20 protein-coding genes and 1 pseudogene are annotated in these 22,333 nt (G+C 64.1%); 14 read left to right on the top strand and 7 right to left on the bottom strand.

The genetic code is table 11. The features are described 5' to 3' along the window. The 6 genes and pseudogenes from paaE to ACJA3S_RS12865 all read left to right on the top strand — a co-directional run bounded on the left by paaE (window position 1) and on the right by ACJA3S_RS12865 (window position 6,859). Window positions 1–1,077 (top strand): 1,2-phenylacetyl-CoA epoxidase subunit PaaE, encoded by a 1,077-nt coding sequence (gene paaE, locus ACJA3S_RS12890; protein ID WP_406822143.1) that lies wholly within the window; start codon window positions 1–3, stop codon window positions 1,075–1,077. 221 nt (window positions 1,078–1,298) lie between these two features. After that, window positions 1,299–1,607 carry a DUF485 domain-containing protein gene (locus ACJA3S_RS12885; RefSeq protein WP_170029897.1) on the top strand — a complete coding sequence of 103 codons (309 nt, stop codon included), beginning with the start codon at window positions 1,299–1,301 and terminating at the stop codon, window positions 1,605–1,607. Further along, a pseudogene (locus tag ACJA3S_RS12880) lies at window positions 1,604–3,166 on the top strand (cation acetate symporter); the annotation flags it as partial. The gene ACJA3S_RS12885 and the pseudogene ACJA3S_RS12880, both read left to right, overlap by 4 nt. Before the next feature lie 39 nt (window positions 3,167–3,205). Continuing rightward, window positions 3,206–4,438, top strand: a complete 1,233-nt coding sequence (locus ACJA3S_RS12875; RefSeq protein ID WP_406822142.1) for an OprD family porin — start codon at window positions 3,206–3,208, stop codon at window positions 4,436–4,438. A 36-nt stretch (window positions 4,439–4,474) separates the two neighbouring features. Continuing rightward, window positions 4,475–6,532: a phenylacetic acid degradation bifunctional protein PaaZ gene (gene paaZ, locus ACJA3S_RS12870; protein ID WP_406822141.1), complete on the top strand. Its 2,058-nt coding sequence runs from the start codon at window positions 4,475–4,477 to the stop codon at window positions 6,530–6,532. Window positions 6,533–6,688: 156 nt separating this feature from the next. After that, on the top strand, window positions 6,689–6,859 hold the full coding sequence (locus ACJA3S_RS12865) for a hypothetical protein (RefSeq protein WP_406822140.1): 171 nt from the start codon (window positions 6,689–6,691) through the stop codon (window positions 6,857–6,859). Between the two features lie 26 nt (window positions 6,860–6,885). Here the strand turns inward: ACJA3S_RS12865 and ACJA3S_RS12860 are convergent, their stop codons facing one another. Further along, on the bottom strand, window positions 6,886–7,155 hold the full coding sequence (locus ACJA3S_RS12860) for a DUF6555 family protein (protein ID WP_186685914.1): 270 nt from the start codon (window positions 7,153–7,155) through the stop codon (window positions 6,886–6,888). 144 nt (window positions 7,156–7,299) lie between these two features. After that, the gene (locus tag ACJA3S_RS12855; RefSeq protein WP_114170448.1) at window positions 7,300–7,509 is read right to left on the bottom strand and encodes a general stress protein; all 210 of its coding nucleotides are present in this window, start codon (window positions 7,507–7,509) and stop codon (window positions 7,300–7,302) included. Between the two features lie 263 nt (window positions 7,510–7,772). Here ACJA3S_RS12855 and ACJA3S_RS12850 point away from each other — a divergent pair, with 263 nt between their 5' ends. Together ACJA3S_RS12850 and ACJA3S_RS12845 are read left to right on the top strand one after the other, a co-directional pair. Then, window positions 7,773–11,912, top strand: a complete 4,140-nt coding sequence (locus ACJA3S_RS12850) for a CheR family methyltransferase (protein ID WP_406822139.1) — start codon at window positions 7,773–7,775, stop codon at window positions 11,910–11,912. Between the two features lie 90 nt (window positions 11,913–12,002). Further along, window positions 12,003–12,401 carry an NUDIX hydrolase gene (locus ACJA3S_RS12845; protein ID WP_406822138.1) on the top strand — a complete coding sequence of 133 codons (399 nt, stop codon included), beginning with the start codon at window positions 12,003–12,005 and terminating at the stop codon, window positions 12,399–12,401. A 46-nt stretch (window positions 12,402–12,447) separates the two neighbouring features. On the opposite strand, the gene ACJA3S_RS12840 is transcribed toward ACJA3S_RS12845, so the two are convergent. After that, window positions 12,448–12,999 (bottom strand): ATP-dependent Clp protease proteolytic subunit, encoded by a 552-nt coding sequence (locus ACJA3S_RS12840; protein ID WP_406822137.1) that lies wholly within the window; start codon window positions 12,997–12,999, stop codon window positions 12,448–12,450. Window positions 13,000–13,049: 50 nt separating this feature from the next. Then, window positions 13,050–13,436: a low affinity iron permease family protein gene (locus ACJA3S_RS12835; RefSeq protein WP_406822136.1), complete on the bottom strand. Its 387-nt coding sequence runs from the start codon at window positions 13,434–13,436 to the stop codon at window positions 13,050–13,052. A gap of 191 nt (window positions 13,437–13,627) precedes the next feature. On the opposite strand from ACJA3S_RS12835, the gene ACJA3S_RS12830 reads away from it, so the two are divergent. The 5 genes from ACJA3S_RS12830 to ACJA3S_RS12810 are packed head-to-tail and all read left to right on the top strand — an operon-like array spanning window position 13,628 to window position 17,935. Beyond that, the gene (locus ACJA3S_RS12830) at window positions 13,628–14,545 is read left to right on the top strand and encodes a DUF72 domain-containing protein (RefSeq protein ID WP_406822135.1); all 918 of its coding nucleotides are present in this window, start codon (window positions 13,628–13,630) and stop codon (window positions 14,543–14,545) included. Then, the gene (locus ACJA3S_RS12825; RefSeq protein WP_406822134.1) at window positions 14,542–15,327 is read left to right on the top strand and encodes an endonuclease/exonuclease/phosphatase family protein; all 786 of its coding nucleotides are present in this window, start codon (window positions 14,542–14,544) and stop codon (window positions 15,325–15,327) included. The genes ACJA3S_RS12830 and ACJA3S_RS12825 overlap by 4 nt, the downstream gene beginning before the upstream one ends. Beyond that, the gene (clsB, locus tag ACJA3S_RS12820; RefSeq protein ID WP_406822133.1) at window positions 15,324–16,526 is read left to right on the top strand and encodes a cardiolipin synthase ClsB; all 1,203 of its coding nucleotides are present in this window, start codon (window positions 15,324–15,326) and stop codon (window positions 16,524–16,526) included. Before ACJA3S_RS12825 ends, clsB begins: the two co-directional genes overlap by 4 nt. Continuing rightward, window positions 16,526–17,473: a lysylphosphatidylglycerol synthase domain-containing protein gene (locus tag ACJA3S_RS12815; RefSeq protein ID WP_406822132.1), complete on the top strand. Its 948-nt coding sequence runs from the start codon at window positions 16,526–16,528 to the stop codon at window positions 17,471–17,473. Before clsB ends, ACJA3S_RS12815 begins: the two co-directional genes overlap by 1 nt. A 33-nt stretch (window positions 17,474–17,506) precedes the next feature. Next, window positions 17,507–17,935, top strand: coding sequence for a hypothetical protein (locus ACJA3S_RS12810; RefSeq protein ID WP_406822131.1), 429 nt, complete (start codon window positions 17,507–17,509; stop codon window positions 17,933–17,935). A gap of 156 nt (window positions 17,936–18,091) precedes the next feature. Here the strand turns inward: ACJA3S_RS12810 and ACJA3S_RS12805 are convergent, their stop codons facing one another. Both ACJA3S_RS12805 and ACJA3S_RS12800 read right to left on the bottom strand, forming a co-directional pair. Next, on the bottom strand, window positions 18,092–18,316 hold the full coding sequence (locus ACJA3S_RS12805; protein ID WP_170029911.1) for a metallothionein: 225 nt from the start codon (window positions 18,314–18,316) through the stop codon (window positions 18,092–18,094). Then, window positions 18,313–18,777, bottom strand: a complete 465-nt coding sequence (locus ACJA3S_RS12800) for a phosphotransferase system, HPr-related protein (protein ID WP_406822130.1) — start codon at window positions 18,775–18,777, stop codon at window positions 18,313–18,315. Before ACJA3S_RS12800 ends, ACJA3S_RS12805 begins: the two co-directional genes overlap by 4 nt. 152 nt (window positions 18,778–18,929) lie before the next feature. On the opposite strand from ACJA3S_RS12800, the gene ligD reads away from it, so the two are divergent. After that, on the top strand, window positions 18,930–21,425 hold the full coding sequence (gene ligD, locus ACJA3S_RS12795) for a DNA ligase D (RefSeq protein WP_406822129.1): 2,496 nt from the start codon (window positions 18,930–18,932) through the stop codon (window positions 21,423–21,425). Between the two features lie 35 nt (window positions 21,426–21,460). Here the strand turns inward: ligD and ACJA3S_RS12790 are convergent, their stop codons facing one another. Continuing rightward, window positions 21,461–22,321, bottom strand: coding sequence for a Ku protein (locus ACJA3S_RS12790; protein ID WP_406822128.1), 861 nt, complete (start codon window positions 22,319–22,321; stop codon window positions 21,461–21,463). Window positions 22,322–22,333: the final 12 nt, after the last annotated feature.

Genomic DNA, 22,333 nt, shown 5'->3' with positions numbered 1-22,333 from the left:
ATGAGCCTGTTTCACAGCCTGACCATCAAGCAGGTGCGCAACGAGACCCGCGATGCGGTATCGATAGCCTTCGACGTGCCTGAACACCTGCGCGATGCGTTCCGCTTCACCCAAGGCCAGTACCTGGTCATGCGTACCCAGCTGGACAACGAAGAAGTCCGCCGCTCCTACTCCATCTGCAGCGCGGTACAGGACGGCGAACTGCGCGTGGCGGTCAAGCGCGTGCCAGGCGGGCGCTTCTCGGCGTTCGCCAATGACGTGCTCAAGGCCGGCCAGCGCCTGGACGTGATGCCGCCGTCAGGCAGTTTCTTCGTGCCGCTGGACCCAGCCCGCCAGGGCAACTACCTGGCGGTGGCCGCCGGCAGCGGCATTACCCCGATCCTGTCGATCATCGCCACCACCCTGGCCAGCGAACCGCACAGCCGCTTCACCCTGCTGTACGGCAACCGCTCCAGTTCCGCGGCGCTGTTCCGCGACAAGCTCGAAGACCTGAAGAACCGTTACCTCGAGCGCCTGAACCTGATTTTCGTGTTCAGCCGCGAACAACAGGATGTTGACCTGTACAACGGCCGCATCGATGCCGACAAGTGCGGCCAGTTGTTCTCGCGCTGGCTGGACGTTGCCAGCCTGGACGCGGCATTCATCTGCGGCCCGCAGGCGATGACCGAGACGGTGCGCGACAGCCTGCAGGCCAATGGCCTGGCCAAGGACCGTATCCATTTCGAGCTGTTCGCCGCAGCCGGCAGCGAAGCCCGACGCGAGGCCCGCGAAGCGGCGCGCCAGGTGGACTCGGCACTCAGCCACATCACGGTCATCAGCGATGGCCGGGCCCTCACCTTCGACCTGCCACGCAATACCCAGAACGTGCTGGACGCCGGCAATGCCATCGGCGCCGAGCTGCCGTACTCGTGCAAGGCCGGCGTGTGCTCGACCTGCAAGTGCCGGGTAATCGAGGGCGAGGTGGAGATGGACAGCAACCATGCCCTGGAGGATTACGAAGTGGCGGCCGGGTACGTGCTGTCGTGCCAGACCTACCCGCTGAGCGACAAGGTAGTGCTCGACTTCGACCAGCTGTAGGCCCAAGCCCCTGGCTGCTGACGCGGTTTGTGCAGGAGCGGCCTTGTGTCGCGAAAGGGCTGCAACGCGGCCCCAGGATCCTGGCCCTGATCATGGATTACCGGGGCTGCTGCGCAGCCCTTTCGCGACACAAGGCCGCTCCTGCAAAAGGCCGCTCCAACAACAATGCAACACCCGCGTGACCTCAACAAAACAATTACAACACCCAGAGATCGCAACCCATGACCCCCGAACGCATCGAAAGCATCACCAACCACCCCGACTTCCAGCACCTGGTGCGGCGCAAACGCCGCCTCAATGGCGGCCTGACCCTGGCCATGCTGGTGACCTACTACGGCTTCGTCCTGCTGGTGGCATTTTCGCCCAGTACCCTCGGCCAGTCCCTCAGCGGTGGCGTGACCACTGTCGGCATGCTGGTTGGCGTGCTGATGGTGCTGTTGTCCTTCGCCCTGACCGGCATCTACGTGCATCGCGCCAACAACGTGCTCGACCCGCTCAATGACAAGGTCAAGCAGGAGTGTGCGCAATGAACTGGACCGCCATCTCGATGTTCATGGTGTTCGTCTGCTTCACCCTGCTGGTCACCCGCTGGGCGGCCCTGCGCACCCGCTCGGCCAGCGACTTCTACACTGCCGGCGGGGGCCTGAGCGGCATGCAGAACGGCCTGGCGATCGCCGGCGACATGATCAGCGCCGCCTCGTTCCTGGGCATTTCGGCGATGATGTTCATGAACGGCTACGACGGCCTGCTATACGCGCTGGGCGTGCTCGCCGGCTGGCCGATCATCCTGTTCCTGATCGCCGAACGCCTGCGCAACCTGGGCAAGTACACCTTCGCCGACGTGGTCAGCTACCGCCTGGCACAGACCCCGGTGCGCCTCACCTCGGCGTTCGGCACCCTGGTGGTGGCGCTGATGTACCTGGTGGCGCAGATGGTCGGCGCCGGCAAGCTGATCGAACTGCTGTTCGGCATCAGCTACCTGTATGCGGTAATGCTGGTCGGCGTGCTGATGGTCGCCTACGTCACCTTTGGTGGCATGCTCGCCACCACCTGGGTGCAGATCATCAAGGCGGTGATGCTGCTGTCGGGCACCAGCTTCATGGCATTCATGGTGCTCAGGCACTTCGGCTTCAGCACCGAGGCGATGTTCGCCAGTGCCGTGGCCGTGCATGCCAAGGGCCAGGCGATCATGGCCCCTGGTGGCTTGCTGTCGAACCCGGTGGATGCCATTTCGCTGGGGCTGGGCATGATGTTCGGCACGGCCGGCCTGCCGCATATCCTGATGCGCTTCTTTACCGTCAGCGATGCCAAGGAAGCGCGCAAGAGTGTGTTCTATGCCACCGGCTTCATCGGCTATTTCTACCTGCTGCTGATCGTCATCGGCTTTGGCGCCATCGTCATGGTCGGCACCGAACCGTCCTACCGCGATGCCACTGGCGCGATCATCGGCGGCGGCAACATGGTCGCCGTGCACCTGGCCCAGGCAGTGGGTGGCAACCTGTTCCTCGGTTTCATCTCCGCCGTGGCCTTTGCCACCATCCTTGCCGTGGTGGCCGGCCTGGCGTTGTCCGGGGCGTCGGCCGTATCCCACGACCTGTATGCCTGCGTGATGCGCCAGGGCAAGGCCAGCGAGCAGGAGGAAATGCGCGTGTCGCGGATCGCCACCCTGCTGATCGGTTTGCTGGCGGTGATCCTCGGCCTGCTGTTCGAGTCGCAGAACATCGCCTTCCTTTCCGGCCTGGTGTTGGCGGTGGCGGCCTCGGTCAACTTCCCGGTACTGCTGCTTTCGATGTTCTGGAAAGGCCTGACCACCCGTGGCGCGGTGTGCGGCAGCATGGCCGGGCTGGTCTCGGCGGTGCTGCTGGTAGTGCTGGGCCCGGCAGTGTGGGTCAACGTGCTGCATCACGAAAAGGCCCTGTTCCCCTACAGCAACCCCGCGCTGTTCTCCATGAGCCTGGCGTTCCTCGGCGCCTGGGCGTTCTCGGTCACCGACCATTCCGCACGCGCCAGCCAGGAGCGTGGCCGCTACCTGGCGCAGTTCATCCGCTCCATGACCGGTATCGGCGCTGCCGGCGCCAGCAAGCACTGACTCCAGGGAAGAACAACCATGTCGGGTAAAACAACAACAATGAACCGTACACACTTCATGTCGGCCGCCTGGCTGGCCACCCTGGCCCTGCCGCTGCCGGCAATGGCCGACTTCGTCGGTGACAGCCACGCCCGGCTGGAGCTGCGCAACCACTACCTCAACCGCGACTTCCGCCAGAGCAACGCGGCGCAGGCCAAGGCCGAGGAATGGGGCCAGGGCTTCACCGCCAAGCTGGAATCGGGCTTCACCGAGGGCACGCTCGGCTTTGGCGTCGATGCCATGGGCCAACTGGGTATCAAGCTCGACTCCAGCCGCGACCGCCGCAACACTGGCCTGCTGCCCTTTGGCCCGAACAGCCATGAGCCGGTCGACGACTACAGTGAACTGGGCCTGACTGGCAAACTGCGGCTGGCCAAGAGCACCCTGCGCCTGGGCACCCTGCAACCGATCCTGCCAGTGGTGGTGTACAACGACACCCGCCTGCTGGCCTCCACCTTCCAGGGCGGCCTGCTGACCAGCCAGGACCTCGCCGGCCTGACCTTCAATGCCGGCCGCCTGAGCAAGGCCAACCTGCGTGATTCCTCGGGCCGCGATGACATTGGCTATGGCGCCGCCAGCAGCGACCACCTGGACTTTGGCGGTGGCAGCTATGCCATCACCGCTCAAACCAGCGTCAGCTACTACTACGCCAAGCTCGAGGACATCTACCGCCAGCAGTTCATCGGCATGGTCGATACCCGCCCGCTGGGCGAAGGCCTGAGCCTGCGCACCGACCTGCGCTATTTCGATAGCCGCGAAGACGGCGCCGAACGTGCCGGCACCATCGATAACCGCAACTTCAACGCCATGTTCACCCTCGGTGTGCGGGCCCACAAGTTCACCGCCACCTGGCAACAGATGTCCGGTGACAGCGCGTTCCCGTTCGTCAACGGCGGCGACCCGTTCACCGTCAACCTGGTGACCTACAACACCTTCACCCGCGCCGGCCTGGACTCCTGGCAGCTGCGCTACGACTACGACTTCGTCGCCATGGGCATTCCCGGCCTGAGCTTCATGACCCGCTACACCGACGGCCGCCACGCCGAAACCGCCACGCTCAGCAACGGCCGTGAGCGCGAGCGTGACACCGACATCACCTACGTCATCCAGAGCGGCCCGTTCAAGGACGTCAGCCTGCGCTGGCGCAACGTCACCTTCCGCTCCGGCAATGGCCTGACCAACGCCGTGGACGAAAACCGCCTGATCATCGGCTACACCCTGGCGCTGTGGTAACAGCGCCCCTTACCTCTGAACAGCATGGAGAACAGCATGTCTGCCGCCCCTACCCTGCAAAGCTTCATCGCCGGCCGCTGGCTCGGCCAGCACGGCGCCCAGGCCTTGCGCAGCGCCCTCGACGGCCACGTGCTTGCCTATAGCCATGAAGAACGCCCGGACTTCGCCGAGGCGGTGGATTTCGCCCGGGCGCGAGGCCTGGCCAGCCTGATGGCCATGGACTTCCAGCAACGCGCCGCGCGCCTGAAAGCCCTCGCCCTGTACCTGGCCGAACGCAAGGAGCAGCTCTACGCCCTGTCCCACCACAGCGGCGCCACCCGCGCTGACAGCTGGATCGACATCGAAGGTGGCAATGCCACGCTGTTCTCGTACGCCGGCATCGGCAGCCGCGAATTACCCTCGGGCAACCTGGTGCACGAAGGCCCGGCCATGCCGTTGGGCAAGCAAGGCCACTTCGCCGGCAGCCATATCCTGGTGCCGCGCGCCGGCGTGGCGGTGCACATCAACGCCTTCAACTTCCCCATCTGGGGCATGCTGGAGAAATTCGCCCCGACCTTCCTGGCCGGCATGCCCTGCATCGTCAAGCCGGCGACCTCGACCAGCTACCTGACCGAGGCCGTGGTGCGCCTGATGCACGCCTCCGGCCTGCTGCCGGAAGGCAGCCTGCAACTGGTAATCGGCAGTACTGGCGACCTGCTCGACCGCCTGCAGGGCCAGGACGTGGTGACCTTCACCGGTTCTGCCGACACCGCCGCCAAGCTGCGCGTCACGCCGAACCTGGTGCGCAATTCGGTGCCGTTCAGCGCCGAAGCCGACTCGTTGAACTGCGCCATCCTCGGTCCGGACGTGACCCCGGACAGCGAGGAATTCGAGCTGTACATCAAGGAAGTAGTGCGCGAAATGACCACCAAGGCCGGGCAGAAATGCACCGCCATCCGCCGCGCCATCGTCCCGGCCAAGCACATCGATGCGGTTGCCACGCGGCTGCGCGAGCGCCTCGCCAAGGTGGTGGTCGGCGACCCTTCGCTGGAAGGCGTGCGCATGGGCGCCCTGGCCTCTCATGACCAGCAGCACGACGTGGCCGAGCGCGTGCGCAGCCTGTTGCACAGTTGCGACCAGCTGTTCGGCGCCAGTGACGGCTTTGCGCCGCGTGGCGAAGGCGTGGCCGAAGGTGCGTTCTTCGCCCCGACCCTGCTGCAGGCGCGCGACCCGCATGCCGAGGGTGGTGCCCATGATATCGAAGCGTTCGGCCCGGTCAGCACCCTGATGGCCTATGACGACCTCGACGAAGCCCTGGTGCTGGCCGCCCGTGGCAAAGGCAGCCTGGTGGCCACCCTGGTCACCGCCGAGCGCAGCATCGCCGCCAAGGCCATCCCGGCCGCCGCTGCCTGGCATGGCCGGCTGCTGGTGCTCGACCGCGAAGCGGCCAAGGAGTCCACCGGCCACGGCTCGCCATTGCCGCAACTCAAGCACGGTGGCCCGGGCCGCGCTGGCGGTGGCGAAGAGCTGGGTGGCCTGCGTGCGGTCAAGCACTACCTGCAGCGCGCGGCGGTGCAGGGATCGCCGAGCATGCTCACAGCGGTTACCGGCGAGTACGTGCGCGGTGGCGCAGTGATCGAAAGCGAAGTGCACCCGTTCCGCCGTTACTTCGAGCAACTGCGCATCGGCGAATCGCTGCTCACCCACCGCCGCACCGTGACCGAAGCCGATCTGGTCAACTTCGGCTGCCTGTCGGGCGACCACTTCTACATGCATTTCGACGAAATCGCCGCCAGGGAGTCGCAGTTCGGCAAACGTATCGCCCATGGTTACTTCGTGTTGTCGGCGGCTGCCGGGCTGTTCGTGTCGCCGGGTGCAGGGCCGGTATTGGCCAACTACGGCCTGGATACCCTGCGCTTCATCAACCCGGTGGGCATCGGCGATACCATCCAGGCGCGGCTGACCTGCAAGCGCAAGATCGACCAGGGCAAGACCAGCCCGCTGGGGCAACCGCAAGGCGTGGTGGCGTGGGACGTGGAGGTGACCAATCAGCTGGGCGAGCTGGTGGCGAGCTACGACATTCTGACCCTGGTGTTGAAACAACCGGCAGCATGAGCGCTGCCACTGGTCGGCATCTGCCTGGATGCGAATGATCGTCCCCCGCGTCATCGGGTTCTGATGGCATGAGGGGTGGTCAATGGCTTCGCCTCTCACTCCTGTGTTGGCCCGCCGGCCTGGCGGGCCTTTTTTACCGAAACGGAGGCCAAGGGCATGAACGACAAGCAGTGGCTAGGCGGCGGGAATGTACAGGATGACTGGCCGGAACTGGAGCCGGACGGGCGCAATGACAAAGTGGACGATCCCGATACCGACCCCAATCTGACGGATGATGAGCCGAACCGGCCTGGGGTTCCTGCCAGCGATCCCGAATCCGGGGCATGAGCGGTCGGTGTATCGGCGAGCCGGTTTCAGGCGGTGGTGACAGGGTCTTCCAGCGACTGGCCAGGCTTGCTGCCGGAGGCGCGCCAGCTCACCTCGGTCACCCCATAGCGCTCGGCCATCGGCTTGCTTACCTTGCGGATCTTTTCGCGGCCGAACTTGGGGATGATGCCGATACCGGCGTCGCAGCTGGCCCAATGCCAGGCTTCGGCATTGTCCATGCGTTCCAGGCGGATGATGAAGCTGCGCGGCTTGCCGTGTAACCGATAGTCGATGATGTACAACTGCGGATTAGGCATCGCGTGGCCCTCCTCTTTTCCATGGATGACTTCGTGTTGAGTCGAGCGCGCCGCGAAGATTCAAAAAGATTGTGAAACGCTTCGCAACAAAGGTGGCCCAGCGCAATGCGCGCCGGGCCACCGCCGCTGTTGCCAGCCGCTGCGTTACTGGTTGCGGCCGCCGCCGTGGCTGTTCTGGCCACCTTTGCGGCCTGCTTCCGAGGCGCGTTCGCGGTCATTGGCGAAATTGCCGCCGGAGGCCTGGCCACCTTTCTGCCCGGCGCGGGACGCTTTTTCGCGGTCGTTGGCGAAATTGCCCGGGTTGGTTTCCTTGGTGCCGCCACGTTGGCTGGTTTGATCTTGATCGCGAGCCATGTCGTTTCTCCTTGCGGTTGGAATGGTAGTCACGGTCGCATACCGTGCCCTTACTCCGAACCCAGGCGGCGCCGGGCGCTCATTCCAATGCGTGGTTTGTGGACGAGTGGCGCCAAATGACTGGCAGGTCGCAAATTGGTGCACTGCCTTTTGGCACTCTGTCCAACCCCTCGCGATTGCCGCGCCAGCCTGCCTATAATGGCCTTTCACAAGCCCGGCGATGCGTCGATGGGCCGTCTGTCAGGTCTGTACAAGGCACCGCCATGAAGTCGTCTGCTAACCAGCCCGCCTCGCCGCAAAACCCCAACCTGAGCCCTAGCCATCTGGACTTCCCCGTGGTCGGCATAGGCGCCTCGGCAGGTGGCCTCGAGGCCTTGTGCACGTTGTTCCGGCAAATGCCGGCCGATTCTGGCATGGCCTTCGTCATCGTCCTGCACCTGTCGCCCGACCACCAGAGTGTGGCGGACCGCATCATCCAGGAAACCACCGCGATGCCGGTGCGCCAGGTGACCGAGCCAGTGCCGATCGAGCGCAACCATGTGTATGTGATATCGCCCGCCAACCGCTTGTCGACCAATGACGGTTACCTGCGGGTGACCCCAGCCAACCGGCGGCGCGGCGACCACGTGGCCATCGACCTGTTCTTTCGCGACCTGGCTGACGTGCACAAGGACCATGCCTTTTGCGTGGTGCTGTCCGGTAGCGGTGCCGACGGCGCGGTCGGGCTCTCGCGCATCAAGGAGCAAGGCGGCGTCACGCTGGTGCAGGCGCCCGATGACGCGCAGTACGACAGCATGCCCCGCGCGGCCATAGACACCGGTATGGTCGATATCGTCCTGCCGGCTGCGGAAATCCCCCAGAAACTGCTGGAGCTCTGGCAGAACGCCAGCCAGGTAAAGCTGCCGCGGATCGATGACGATACCCTGCCACCCGCGCTGGGCAGCCGCGCAGGCGACCCGCAGGCCTCCGAGCCGCTGCTGGAGGAGATTCTCCTGCAGCTGCGCAGTGTCACCGGGCATGACTTCCAGCATTACAAGCGCGCCACCGTGCTCCGGCGCATCGAGCGCCGGCTGCACGTGACCGGGCAGGCCGACCTTGGCGCCTACCTGCGCTACCTGGAAGACCAACGCGAAGAGGCCACGGCCTTGTTGGCCGACATGCTGATCGGTGTCACCAACTTCTTCCGTGACCGCGAGGCCTTCGAGGCGCTGGAACGCCATGTGCTGCCGCAGCTGGTCAGCGAGCCCGAGCCAACCGAGGGCGCTGGCGAAATACGCATCTGGTCGGCGGGCTGCTCCACTGGCGAAGAAGCCTACAGCCTGGCCATGCTCGCCTGCGAGCAACTGGCCGTGGAACAGCGCGCCAGCCAGGTCCAGGTGTTTGCCACCGACCTCGATGAGCGTGCCATCAGCATTGCCCGGGGTGGTTCGTATCCGGAGGCGATCGTCACCGACGTGCCACCCTCGCGGCTGCGCCAGTTCTTCGTCAAGGAAGACCAGCACTACCGGGTACGCAAGGAAATTCGCGAGAAAGTCCTGTTCGCCCGGCACAACCTGCTGTCCGACCCGCCGTTCTCGCAGATCGGCCTGATCGTCTGCCGCAACCTGCTGATCTACCTCGACCGCGAGATCCAGCAGGACATTCTGCAGATGTTCCATTTCGCCTTGCGGCCCGGGGGGTTCCTGTTCCTGGGCTCAGCCGAGTCTGCCGACCTGGCCAGTGAACTGTTCGCCGTGGTCGACAAGCGCAACCGTATCTACCGAGCCCGCGACGTCAGCACGTTGGGCCGCCGCTCGGGCCGCCAGTTGCCGGGGCCGGACCTCACCAGCCCGCCCCAGGTCGCACGCGGGCAGGACAAGCCCGGGCGCAAACCCGTCTACGCCGAAGTGCACCACCGGGCCTTGGCGCGCCGGAACCCGCCCAGCCTGATCATCGACGGCGAAGGTACGATCCTGCACCTGAGCGAGGGCGTTGGCCGCTTCATGCAACTGGCCGGCGGTGAACTCAGCCGTAACCTGTTGAGCCTGGTGCTGCCGAGCTTGCGCCTGGCCCTGCGCAGCACCTTGTTCCAGGCCCGCCAGGGTACCGAGGCGGTGACCTCGCGGCCGGTGGAACTGGGCGAAGGTGGCGACCGGGTGCAGGTGGAAATCACCGTGCAGCCGCACAAGGACGAAGTGAGCGCTGGCGAATACCTGCTGGTGGTTTTCGAAGAGCGTGCAGCCGGCCCGTCGTTGCCCATCGCCGAGTCGCTTCGCCAGACCGACAGCATGGTGTTGCACAACCTTGAGCGCGAGCTGCAGCGCACTCGCCTGCAATTGCAGGAAACCATCGAACAATGGGAAATCTCCAGCCAGGAACTGACCGCCTCCAATGAAGAAATGCAGGCCATCAACGAAGAACTGCGCTCCGCCAGCGAAGAGCTGGGCACCAGCAAGGAAGAGCTGCAGTCGATCAACGAGGAATTGCTGACGGTCAACTTCGAGCTGAAGAACAAGGTCGAGGAAACCGACAAGGTCAATGATTACCTCAGCAACCTGATCGCCAGTACCGATATCGCCACGGTGTTCGTCGACCGCAACCTGCATATCCGCTGGTTCACCCCGCGCGCCACCGACTTGTTCAACATGCTGCCGGTCGACACCGGCCGCTCGTTGCTCGATATCACCCACCGGCTCGACTACCCGGCGCTGGCCGAGGATGCCCGCACCGTGGCCCAGGGCGAACACATCATCGAACGCGAGGTCGGCGGCCACGACCAACGCTGGTACCTGGCGCGGTTGCTGCCGTACCGCTCGAGCGAGCAGGACAGCGATGGCACGGTGCTGACCTTCATCGACATCAGCAAGAGCCGGGCGGCGGAGGAACGCGTGCGCCTGGGTGAGGAGCGCATGCGCGTGGTGGCCGAAAGCACCCACGATTTCGCCATCATCCTGCTCGACGAACAGGGCCTGATTACCGACTGGAACACCGGCGCCAGCCTGATGTTCGGCCACAGCAAGGCGGATGTGCTGGGCCAGCATTACCGCTTGATCTTCACCGAAGAGGACCGTGCGCGCGGCGTTCCCGAACAGGAACTGCATGCCGCCCGGGTCAATGAGCGCGACCAGGACGAGCGCTGGCATGTGCGCAAGGATGGCAGCCGCTTCTACTCCAGCGGCGAGATATCCCAGCTCAAGGGCAGCACCCTGCGCGGCTTCGTGAAGATCGCCCGCGACCTCACGGGGCATAAGCGCCGGCAGGACGAGCAGAGCAAGCAACTGGCCGAGTCGCAGAGCAGCAGCCACATGAAGGACGAGTTTTTCGCCATCATGTCCCACGAACTCAAGCACCCGCTCAACCTGATCCAGCTCAATGCGGAAATCCTCCGGCGCTTGCCGACCATCGCCCACAGCGCAGCGGCGAGCAAGGCTGTGGCGAGCATCCGCGAGGCGGTCAACAGCCAGGCGCGAATCATCGACGACTTGCTCGATGTCGCCCGTATTCGTACCGGCAAGCTGAAGCTCAAGACCGAAGCGGTGGATATCCGCGCCATCCTGCAGGGCATCCATGCACTGGTGCAGAGTGAACAACCTGCCTGCAATGTGCTGCTGGAGCTGCCGGCTGACGGCTTGCCGTTGATTATCGAAGGCGACAGCACGCGGCTGGAACAGGTGGTCTGGAACCTGCTGAACAACGCGCTCAAGTTCAGCCCGCCGGGTGGCCTTGTCCGCTTGGTATTGAGCCATGACGAAGCGCAGGTATGGCTGCGCGTCATTGACCATGGGGTTGGCCTGACAGCAGATAGCCTGGAGCACATTTTCGACCTGTTCAGCCAGGCCGCACCGCAAGTGGGCAACCATCCGCGCGAAGGCCTGGGTATTGGCCTGTCGCTGGTTCGCCAGTTGGTCGAAGCCCATGGTGGTAGCGTAAGTGTTGATTCGGCAGGCATCGGCCAGGGCTGCACCTTCACCGTCAGCCTGCCCTGCTCGGACAGCGGTCAGCGCCCCGCCGTGGCGCCAGCGGATGCGACAGCCGATGGCCGCTTGAGCGGCATCCGGGTGCTGTTGGTCGACGATTCGCCAGATGTACTGGAAGTGATGCAGCAGCTGCTGGAAATGGAATGCGCCGAGGTCAGTGCGTTCAGCGACCCTCGCCAAGCGCTGGAAGCGGCGGCGGCCGCCAGCTACGACATCATTTTGTCTGACATCGGCATGCCGGTGATGGACGGCCACGCCCTGATCAAGGCCTTGCGTGGCCTGAGCCACTTGCAGCACACCCCGGCGATCGCCTTGACCGGCTACGGTGCCAGCGCCGACCAGCACAAGTCACGCCAGTCGGGCTTCGACCGGCATTTGAACAAGCCGGTCGGTTACGACGAACTGGTCGAGGCGATCGAGGCCCTGTACGGGTCCGTGCCCTACTGACCACCCATCTTGTTCTGCGCATATAAACACAACGTTGATTGCGCGCCTGGTGACTAATTCCGTATAGGAATAGCGTCACCAGGAGGTCGCATGAAACCGGTCAAAGCACGCGCAACCGTTATCTGCCGTCACGCCAAGCACGCCCATAAATGGCTCTGGGTCAGAAAACCCAAAGCCCCGTGGACCCTGCCAGGCGGCAAAGTCGAGCCCGGCGAAACGCCACTGCAGGCGGCCGAGCGTGAGCTGCTTGAGGAGACTGGCTTGCAAGCCGAAACAATGACCTTGTTGATGCGCCACGAAACCCCGGAGCGCATGCATTACGTCTTCGAAGCCGAATTCGCCGACGCGCCCCAGCCCACCGCCCAGCACGAAATTGCCGACTGCTGCTTCGCCCATATCGACCGGGTGCCGATGCTCAAGGATGACATCAAGCTGCTGATCCGCTCGCTGCTGGCCTGTGACCAAGCCACAGCCGCTTCCATTCGCTAGCGCTGGCACCGGCGCAGCCGGTGCCGTTGTTCAGGCCGTGGCCTAGTCAGGCGTGCACGCTCCACTGGCAGGCATCGGCTTCGGTCGGCAGTTCGTCTATGGCGTGGATCATGCCGCTCTCCAGCGCCTCGCGCGGGCCCAGAATGCGTGGATAGGCCATCAGGTAGCGCGGCACGTCCAGCACCTCGCTGCTGCCCTCGGTCCGCTCGGCGACAATCTGCGCGTACAGGCGCAAGTCGTAATCCAGGCTCATGGCGTATTCGGCCATGCGCGAATGGTCCACCGAGCCGTGCAGGGTCCAGTGGAACGGGTGAAACAGGAACTTGCTGTGGGCACAGGCAGTGCGGTGCTCGCCGGCCAGGAACAGAATGTTGCCCATCGACTCCACGGTCCCCAGGTTGTGCGTGTGCAGCGGGATCGGCAGCCCGCGCAGGAAGTTGTACAGGGTGAAGCCATAGCTGCATTCACCCCCCATGGTGGCAATGTTCAGCTGCAGCAGCTCGGCGCCCTGTTGCAGGGCTTTGGCACAGGTGCCGATGAGGTTGCCACAGGTGGAGGAATTGATCGGGCCGGTAAAGTGGATGATGTGTCTGGGCATGCTTGCCTCCAGGAGTCAGCGGTGTTCATTCCAGTGAAATGGGCAGGCCTTCACTCTGCGGGTGGGTCATGTCGCCCCTGGCGACCCTCCTCGCGCTCGCCCATGCGTTGGTACTGCTTGCGCAGCGCATGCAGTTCGGCAGGGTCCATGTCTTCCAGGTCGAGCAGTGCCTTGTGCGCGCGTCTGGTCGTGCGCAGCAGTTCGTCGATCTTGATGTGCAGTTCGTCGTTGTCGCGGTTTTGCGTGTTCTGGATGAGGAACACCATCAGGAACGTGATGATGGTGGTCGAGGTGTTGATCACCAGTTGCCAGGTGTCGTTGTAATCGAACAACGGCCCGGTCAAGGCCCAGGCCATTATCAGCAACAGGGCAATGGCGAAGCTCAGCGGGCGGCCGGTCCAGTTCGCCAGCCATTGCGCGAAACGGTCGAATTTCATGGCATCGCTCCTCACCGTAACCACAGCTGGGGCAGCGTTCACTGCCCTCAGGCTGCTAAAGGGTGGAATCGTTGCTGGCGGCAAAGTTCAATCCGGCGCCGCCTGCACCGTCGATCAATCCTGCTTGAACCCTCGCGCGGCTGCACCGGTCGCAACTGATGAACCGGTGCAACAAGCAATTAGGAGGCAGCGTGAGCGAAGTGCGCATTGGCATTTCAGGATGGCGCTACGGCCCCTGGCGCAAGGACTTCTACCCCAAGGGCTTACCCCAGGACGACGAGCTGGCGTTTGCTTCACGGGCAGTGAATACCATCGAGATCAATGGGTCGTTCTATAGCTTGCAGACACCAGAGCGCTATCGCAGCTGGGCTCAGGCGACCCCGGAAGATTTCGTCTTCTCGGTCAAGGCACCGCGCTACATCACCCATATACGGCGCCTGAAGAATATCGAACAGCCGCTGGCCAACTTCTTTGCATCCGGCCCTCTGCTGCTCGGGGACAAGCTGGGGCCGTTCCTGTGGCAGTTCCCGCCCAGCATGAAGTTCGATGAAGCGCTGTTCGAGGCGTTTCTCGAACGGCTGCCGCACGACCGCGCCGCTGCGCGTCGGTGTGCCGAAGGATGCGCCGAGCGCCTGCAAGGCAACGGCGGCACCGCCATCGAGGGCAACCGGCGCCTGCGCCATGCGGTGGAAATACGCCATGAGAGCTTCCTCTGCGAGGCCTTCGTGCACCTGCTGCGCAAGCATCAGGTGGCGCTGGTGGTGGCCGACAGTGCCGGTAAATGGCCCTACGTGGAAGACGTGACTGCCGACTTCGTCTACATGCGCCTGCATGGCGACGTCGAGTTGTACAGCAGCGGTTATACGTCACGCGCGTTGCGCCGCTGGAAAGAGCGCATCGTGCACTGGAGCGAAGGCCGCCAGGCCGAGGACGCCGAGCTGATCGTGCCCGGGCCGCCGCCAAGCCAGCGGCCGCGTGACGTCTATTGCTATTTCGACAATGACCAGAAAGTACACGCCCCCTATGACGCCCGACGCCTGCTGGAAAAGCTCCATCTGGATCACCACCTGATGACTGAACCCGGCGTGGAACCCGAGGTGGACCTGTGAACAAGACCTTGCCCACCCCCCGTTGCATCATCGACAAGATCACCGCCGTGCATCGGCTGAACGTGCTTACGCTCAACGTGCACAAGGGCTTCACCTTCTTCAACCGGCGCTTCATCCTGCCCGAGCTGCGCGAAGCCGTACGCGCCACCGGCGCCGACCTGGTGTTCCTGCAGGAAGTGCACGGCAGCCACCAGCAGCATGCCATACGCCATCCGGCATGGCCGGATACCCCCCAATACGAATTCCTGGCCGACAGCATGTGGCCGCAGTTCGCCTATGGCCGCAACGCCGTCTACCCGCATGGCGACCACGGCAATGCGCTGCTGTCGAAGTTCCCGATTACCCGCTTCGACAACCTGGACGTTTCTGTCCACGGCAACGAACAACGCGGCCTGCTGCATTGTCAACTGGAGGTGCCCGGGCATGAGCAGGTGCATGCCGTGTGCGTGCACCTGGGCCTGCGCGAGGCGCATCGGCAGAGCCAGGTGAAACTGCTGTTGGAATTGCTCGACCGGCTGCCAGCCCACGCGCCGGTGATCATCGCCGGTGACTTCAATGACTGGCGGCTCAAGGCCGATGCGGTGCTGTCCCGGCGCCTGGTCGAAGCCTTTGGCGAGCGGTTCGGGACCCCAGCCCGCAGTTTTCCTGCGCGCATGCCGCTATTGCGGCTGGACCGCATCTACTTGCGCAATGCCACGCCCTGCAAGGCGCAAGTGCTGTCCAGCTACCCGTGGTCGCACCTGTCCGACCACGCGCCCCTGGCTGCGGAGATCACGTTGTGAAAAGACCCTGGGTGGATGGCAACAGTGTAGAGCTGTTGATCAACGGCGAAGCGTTCTACCCCCGTGTATTCGAGGCTATCGGCCAGGCGCGGGAAGAAGTCCTGCTGGAAACTTTCATCATCTTCGACGACAAGGTCGGCCAACAGCTGCAACGGGTGCTGATCGATGCGGCACGTCGCGGTGTGCGGGTGGAGGTAGTGGCCGATGGCTACGGTACCGCCGACCTGCCAGGCAGCTTCATTGCCGCGATGACCGAGGCCGGGGTCAGCTTTCACCTGTTCGATCCGCAGCCACGTCTGGCGGGCATGCGCACCAACCTGTTCCGGCGCCTGCACCGCAAGATCGTGGTCATCGACGGCGAACGGGCGTTTATCGGCGGTATCAACTACAGCGCAGACCACCTGGGCGATTTCGGGCCCATGGCCAAGCAGGACTATGCCGTGGAAGTCACCGGCCCGGTGGTGGCGCAGGTGCATGCCGTCAGCCGTCGCCTGATGTCGCCGGTGCTCGAACCGCCCAGCGAGGTACGCCCGGTCACCGCCCCCACCGGCGATATCACTGCGGTATTGGTCGAGCGCGACAACGGGCAGCGCAGCACCGCCATCGAAGCGTATTACCTGGAAGCCTTGCGCAATGCCCGCAAACGCATCGTGGTGGCCAATGCCTACTTCTTCCCCGGTTACCGGCTGTTGCGCGAGCTGCGCAATGCCGCCCGGCGTGGTGTCGAGGTCTCCCTGATCATGCAGGGCCAGCCGGACATGCGCTGGGTCCGGGCGCTTTCCCGGCTGCTGTACAACTACCTGCTGCGCGATGGCGTGCGCATTCATGAATATTGCGAAAGGCCCCTGCACGGCAAGGTTGCCCTGGTGGACGACGAGTGGTCCACGGTCGGCTCCAGCAACCTCGACCCGTTGAGCCTGGCCTTCAATCTCGAGGCCAACCTGTTCATCCGCGACCGCCGCTTCAACCAGCAGTTGCATCAGCACCTGACATCGTTGGCCAACCAGCAATGCAAACCCGTCACCCTTGAGCGCATGGTCCGTGGCTACTGGTGGCGGGCGCCGTTGATATTCCTGTGCTTCCACGTGATCCGCCACTTCCCGCGCATTGCCGGCTGGCTACCCGCGCACCGCAAGCGCCTGAAGTCGTTGCAGCCGGAAGTGGAGACGCAAGGCAACCTGCACGAGGGCAATACCTGATGGAGCGAAAGCGTTGGCATACCTGGGCCAAGCGCCTGTTCACCCTGCTGTTCCTGGTGCTCATCCCGGTGCTGCTGTTTACCCTGGCGCGCAACCTGGACTGGAACGAAGTGCGGCAGTCCTTGCTCGCCTACAAGCCTGGCAGCCTGGCGATCGGGCTGGCAATGGCGCTGTGCAGCTTCCTGATCTTTGCCAGCTATGACCTGCTGGCACGCAGCTACACCGGCCATACCCTGCCCGCCCGGCAGGTGCTCCCGGTGGCTTTCGTGTGCTATGCCTTCAATCTTAATTTCACCACCTGGGTCGGCGGCGTGGCCTTGCGTTACCGGCTGTACAGCCGGCTCGGGCTGGATACGCCTACCATCACCCGCATCCTCACTCTCGGCCTGCTGACCAACTGGATGGGCTACATGCTGCTGGCCGGCGGTGTATTCGCCTTGCGCCTGGTGGAGCTGCCGTCCAGTTGGCCGGTCGGCACCGGCGGGCTGCAACTGATCGGCTGCGCGCTGCTGGCCATCACCTTGGCCTACCTGCTGGCCTGTGGTTTGGCCAAGAAGCGCACCTGGCAATGGCGTGACCATGAACTGACCTTGCCTTCGCTGCGCCTGGCGTCATGCCAGGTGGCGCTCGGTGCCAGCAACTGGGCGGTGATGGCATTGCTGATCGACTGGCTATTGCCTGACCAGGCGTTCTACCCGTCGGTCCTTGGCGTGCTGCTGATCAGCTGCGTGGCGGGCGTGGTGGCGCACATCCCGGCCGGGCTGGGCGTGCTGGAAACCGTTTTCCTCGGCTTGCTCCATGGCCAGTTCGGCCAAGGCAGCCTGGTGGCGGCCCTGCTGGCGTACCGCACCTTGTATTACCTGATCCCGCTGGTGCTGGCGGTGATGACCTACCTGATTCTGGAAAAACGCGCCAAGGCCATGCGCCGGCGCGAAAAAACAGCTTAATGTCGACGACGGCCCTGGGGCCGGGAGGTGACCATGCGTATTGCCTGGGTGACATTGATAGTCATGAGCCTGGTCAGCGGCAGGGTGCTGGCAGAGGCCTGCGACGTGATGACCCGATCGTCCAGCGAAGCGGTGCGGCCGGTGGAGCAGCACACCTGCTACACCTACGGCAACATGCCGCCTGAAGCGCTCAACTGGTCGTGCAGCAACCAGAGCAAGGACATGCTCAGTGCAGAGAAGCGCAAGGTGGCACGCTGCGCCGACGGTAGCGTAGGCAGCTGCATCGCCCCGCTGACCCAGGAAGCCCTGGCCAACCCCAAGGCCACGGGTAATGACCAACCTGCCACCCGCCCGGCCTTACCCAAGGATGCACGGGTGGTGACCTACTACTACGATACCCCGAGCCTGGGCCAGGCCCGAACCGACTGCGAGCGCAGTAACGGTATCTGGCAGACCCATTGACGTCATTCAGGCAACCAGCGCCTGGTCGGGTTCAGCCGGCGGCATAGGTGGGGGCGGTTGCACCCGCAGAAGATGAGATGCGGTGTAGGGCACCGGCCATTGCCGGTGTTCGCGGGTAACCCCGCTCCCACAGGTTGCCGCCCCCGTTGCCAGTGATCACGGCGAAATCGGATCACTCGCCGGGAAGGTTTCGTCCAGGGCGTTGTCCACACTGCTCTCTTTCGGCTGCGCTACCTGTGCGCAGTTGCAGCCCGGCATGCGGCACGGTTCGCCGTTGCGATGCCCGGTAGCACAGGCTTCACAGCAGTAAGCCTTGCCATCCTGGGGGGCGGCATCCACCGTACAGGTACATTCACGGCAGGCGCATCGTAATTCGTTCATGGCTTGCCCTCCTCGTCTTCATCGATTACATCGTCGCTCCACGGCTGGCCATCCAGCGGCGCGGAACGGGCCAGCTCGGCTTCATCGAGGCCGATGCCGCCGCCGATCTCCCCGGCATCAACGTGGCGCAGGGATTTGTCGGCCGGGCCGCCATGGCCAGGCTCGTGCGGGTCGCGAGCGCCCGACTCGTCCAGCAACGTGTCGGGGCTGAGGTCGTCATAGGTGACGTTGTCTTCATGCAAGCTGTCGCTCAGCGTTTCGCCACCGGTCATGCCACTTTGCGCAACGCGACGGGCCGGGAACTCCTGGGCGACTTCCTGCGGCGGCCGCTCATCCCCCACCCGTCCTTCGCGATCGTCGAGGCGATCACTGAAGTCCAGCTCGTGCACACTGCCCATGCGGTCTTCGGTGTCGTCGATTTCGCTCGGGGTGTAGGGTTTGGGGTCATCAGGTCTGGACATGGATTGTCTCCCTTGGTTGGCTTACTCACGGTCGACTCCGCCAAGCGCCGGAAGATTCAGAGTTTCTTGTATGCCTGCAGCGGCTTTTTTTGAACTCCGCCTGCCTCAGCTGCCTCCCAACGATAAGACCGCGAATCGCCCCGGAGCCTGCCATGGCCAAGCCCCTCGAGGAATACGCACGCAAACGCGATTTCAACGCCACGCCCGAACCCAGTGGCAAGCAGAAGCGCACCCGACGCGCACACGCCCTGCAGTTCTGCATCCAGAAGCACGATGCCAGCCACCTGCATTACGATTTCCGCCTGGAACTGGACGGTACGTTGAAAAGCTGGGCCATCCCGAAAGGCCCGTCGCTCGACCCCAAGGTACGCCGCCTGGCCGTGCACGTCGAAGACCACCCGCTGGACTACGCCGACTTCGAAGGCCACATCCCCGAAGGGCATTATGGCGCCGGCGATGTGATTGTCTGGGATCGCGGCATCTGGGAGCCGGAGGGGGACGCCCGCGAGGCCTATGCCAAAGGCAAGCTGCGTTTCCGCCTGCAGGGCGAAAAGCTCAGCGGGGTATGGAACCTGTTCCGCACGCACCTGGCCGGCAAGAAGGAACAGTGGATGCTGGTCAAGTCCCACGACAGCCAGGCGCGCAGCGAAAGCGAATACAGCATCGTCGACGCGCAGCCGGACAGCGTGCTCAGCGACCGGACCCTGCTGCCCAAGCGCAGCAGCGGCAAGCCGGCCAAGGCCAAGCCTGCGGCCGGCAAACGCTCGGCCACGGGCAAGGCAGCGCCGCTGCCAGAGCTGTTGCAGCCGCAGCTGGCCACGCTGGTCGACTCGCCACCGGCGGGTGACTGGCGCTACGAAGTGAAGTTCGACGGCTACCGCATCCTGGCGCGCATCGACGGCGATGACATTCGCCTGTTCACCCGCAACGGCCATGACTGGAGCGCCAAGATGCCGCGCCAGGTGGCTGCGCTGCGCCAGCTTGGGGTCGATTCGGCCTGGCTGGATGGCGAGATGGTAGTGAACAACGAGCAGGGGGTGGCGGACTTCCAGGCGCTGCAGAACGCATTCGATACCGATCACGACGAACAGATCACCTATTACCTGTTCGACCTGCCCTTTCTCGGCGGCCGAGACCTGCGCCAGGTGCCGCTGCAGGAGCGCCGCGACACGCTGCGCCAGCTGCTCGAAGCGAACGACGCCGACAACCTGGTGTTTTCTGCCGATTTCGACCAGCCGGTGGAGTCGTTGCTGGACAGTGCCTGCCGCCTGGACCTGGAGGGCTTGATCGGCAAACGCGTGGACAGCACCTACGTCGGCCGGCGCAGTGCTGACTGGATCAAGCTCAAGTGCAAGAAACGCCAGGAGTTCGTGATCGTCGGCTTTACCGAGCCGAAAGGTAGCCGCAACGGCTTCGGAGCCCTGCTGCTGGCGTTGCATGACAACGACAGCGGTGAGTTGCGCTACGCCGGCAAGGTCGGCACCGGCTTCAGCGCCACCACGCTGGACAGCATCCATGCGCGGCTCAAACCGCTCGAAATCGCCAAGCCCGCCCTGCCCAGGCCGCCTGGCGGGGCCGAGGCCCGCGGCGTGCACTGGCTGAAGCCACAGTTGCTGGCGGAAGTAGCCTACGCGCAGATGACCCGCGAAGGGATCGTGCGCCATTCGGTATTTCACGGCCTGCGCGACGACAAACCTGCCACCGCCATCGACCTGGAGCGAGCCATGCCCGGCAAGACCCTGCGCAAATCCAAACCCGCCAAGGCCGCGGAGCACTTCGGTGACTTGCGCCTGACCCACCCCGAGCGCGTCATCGACGCCAGCAGCGGCGCCACCAAGCGCGACGTGGCGGAATATTATGCCGAGGTCAGCCAGTGGATCCTGCCGCAGCTCAAGGACCGCCCGGTCGCCTTGGTGCGCGCCCCTGACGGGTTGGCGGGCGAGCTGTTCTTCCAGAAAAATGCCGGCCAGTTGCACATCCCCAACGTGCTCAGCTACGGCAAAGCCGAGGCAGGCCAGGCGGCGATGATCATCAATCGCCCCGATACCTTGCTGGGCGCGGTGCAGATGAACATGCTCGAACTGCACACCTGGAACGGCACCGACAAGGATTTCGACAAGCCCGACCGCTTCGTCCTCGACCTCGACCCGGATCCCGCCCTGCCCTGGAAAGCCATGCTGGAGGCCACCCAGCTGACCCTGACCCTGCTCGACGAGCTAGGCCTGAAGGTGTTCCTGAAAACCAGCGGCGGCAAGGGCATCCATGTGGTCGTGCCGTTGAACCGCAAAGCCGGCTGGGACGAGGTGAAGGACTTCAGCCACGCCATCGTCAATTACCTGGCCCGGCTGTTCCCCGAGCGCCTGAGCGCCGTTTCCGGGCCAAAAAACCGCGTGGGCCGCATCTTCATCGACTACCTGCGCAACGGCAAGGGCGCGACCACTGCCTGCGCCTATTCGCTCCGGGCGCGCGAGGGCTTGCCGGTTTCGGTACCGATCTGGCGCGAAGAGCTCACCCAGCTGAAGGGTGCCAACCAATGGAACATCAACAACCTGCGCGAACGCCTGGCAGAGGTCGACGATCCTTGGGCAGACATGGGCAAGGTACGCCAGTCCATCACCGCACGGATGCGCAAGCTGCTGGGCCAGTGAGAGGCTGGTCCCGCAGCCTGTACCGATAAAGGCTATCAGGACGCCTTGCGCGTCCGTTTGGCGGGTTTCTTCTCTGGCGCTGGCTTCTTCTTGCCTGCTGCGCCGCCCTTGCCGCCAAGGCTGCGCTTGAGCAGCTCGGTAAGGTCGATGATGTCCGCGCCTTTTTCGGTGCCGCTGGCCTCGCCTGTTTCCACCGTTTCGATCTTGCCTTTGCTGGCCTTTTCTTCCACCAGGTCGAGAATGGTCTGGCGGAAGGCATCGTGATAGTCGTCAGGCGACCAGGCGCCGGTCATGTCCTCCACCAGCCGTTTGGCCATGTCCAGTTCGCGCTTGTCCACCTTGGCTTCGGTAACGCTGCTGTCCAGCTCCAGCGTTTCCAGGCCACGCACCTCTTCCGGCCAGCGCAGGGTGATCATCACCAGCGCCTCGTCCAGTGGCCGCAGCAAGGCCAGATGCTGACGGGTATGCAGCACCACCGTGGCCAGTGCCACCTTGCCGGTGCTGGCCAGGGTCTCGCGCAGCAGCGCATACACCTTGCCACCTCGCCGGTCCGGGCTGAGGTAGTAAGGCGTGTCGAAATGCTGCAGAGGGATCTCGCCGGCGTCGACGAACGAAAAGATATCGATGGTCTGGGTCGCCTCGGGGCGCGCCTTGCGGATCTCTTCTTCGCTGATCACCACATAGCGGCCTTTTTCGTACTCGACCCCTTTGACGATGTTCTCCTTGTCGATGTCCTTGCCGGTCACCTTGTTCACCCGCTTGTAGCCCACCGGCTCCATGCTGCGCTTGTCGAGCCAGTCGAAGTCGACCCGCTCGGTGCGCACTGCGGTATTGAGCGCCACAGGGATGTGCACGAGGCCAAAGCTGATGGCGCCTTTCCAGATTGCCCTTGCCATGAATCTGCCCCC

The sequence above is a fragment of the Pseudomonas sp. KnCO4 genome (assembly GCF_045344305.1).
GTDB lineage: Bacteria > Pseudomonadota > Gammaproteobacteria > Pseudomonadales > Pseudomonadaceae > Aquipseudomonas > Aquipseudomonas anuradhapurensis.
The sequence above is the reverse complement of the archived record's forward strand: the minus strand, read 5'-3'. Positions and strand labels throughout refer to the sequence as shown.